This window comes from Staphylococcus equorum (assembly GCF_001747895.1).
GTDB classification, from domain to species: Bacteria; Bacillota; Bacilli; order Staphylococcales; family Staphylococcaceae; genus Staphylococcus; species Staphylococcus equorum_A.
The window spans coordinates 1-1304 of the sequence record NZ_LNNB01000038.1 but is presented as its reverse complement, the minus strand read 5'-3'; the positions used below and the strand labels follow the sequence as shown (position 1 = coordinate 1304).

Sequence of the window (1304 nt, the reverse complement as noted above, 5' to 3'; positions counted from 1 at the left end):
TCAGAACGTAGACAAACCATTTGCTGTAAAGGCATTTGGTTTATTTTTTTATAAATATAACTTAATTTTAAAAATAAAAAGTGGTCTTTCAGACCATTTCTGGCCCTTTTATGAGCCACATTGCCATTTTTTTAAGATTCATGGCAGCACAAATCAGCGTGGTATCCATGGAAACTTTTTTGATACCTCTATATCGTGTCCATCTCATACCATGCTGCTCTTTTGCATCTCCAAATCTTCTTTCAATTGTTTGGCTTCGCAATTTATATTGAGTTTTTATAGTATCAACAAATCTCAAATCTTCAACTATATCTAAATCATTTTGCCATACGTGTCGTCTTATTTGTTTGATAGCATCTTTACTCTCTGTACATTGATTTAACAAAGGACAATGACGGCATTTATTAGGATTGGATACATACAATCTGTGACCTGTTGGCATTGTTCGTTTAAATATCAATGTTTCATCGTTAGGACAAATATAATTATCATAGTATTCATCGTAGATGAAATCCTTAGTTCTAAAATAACCTGGTTTTCCTTTAGGTCTCGTGTAAGGCATTGCTGGGATAATCGTTTTTCCAAGTAAGTAATGCGCGTTAAAAGGTGTTTTATATCCAGAATCAACAGCTAATGTGATGGGCAACATATTTTTCACTTCTAATCTTTCAATCATTGTTTTGAGTTGTGTACTATCATGAACATTACCAGGTGTCACGTGTTTATCGATGATAAAGCCGTTTCTATCTACGCAAGCATGTAAGCTATAAGCAAATTGTTTTTCGCGTTCTCCTTTTACATAGTAACCAGAGTCTGGATCAGTCGTACTTACTTTTTTACTTTTGTATTCCTCCTTCTTTTTCTTTTTTATAGGCTTTTTTCCTTGAGATAATCTTTGTTCATTAATTTCATTATCTAATTCTTCTTGGAAATGGAGAGAATCTTTTTTCACTAATTCAGTTATATATTTATTTTTATTTGCGTTTGCCTTTATATGTGTTGAATCAATGAATAAAGATGAATGATCTATTAAATTATTTTTGATTGCGATTTTAAGAATTCTTTCAAATATTTGTTCAAATAAATCTGTATCATGAAAACGACGTGTATAGTTTTTACTAAATGTACCGAAATGAGGTACTTTATCTAAAAAGCTATAACCTAAATACCAACGGTAAGCTACGTTCGTTTCTATTTCTTTTATCGTTTGTCTCATTGACTTTATTCCAAATAATCTTTGAATAAGTAATATCTTCACTAAAATTACAGGATCAATTGATGGTCTTCCATTATCAAGACAATAT

The 1304-nt window shown here is 31.1% G+C and carries 1 protein-coding gene; it reads right to left on the bottom strand.

The features are described 5' to 3' along the window. Positions 1-88: 88 nt before the first annotated feature. The coding region (locus AST02_RS13670) for an IS1182 family transposase (RefSeq protein WP_069818236.1) at positions 89-1304 on the bottom strand (1216 nt) is incomplete at its 5' end.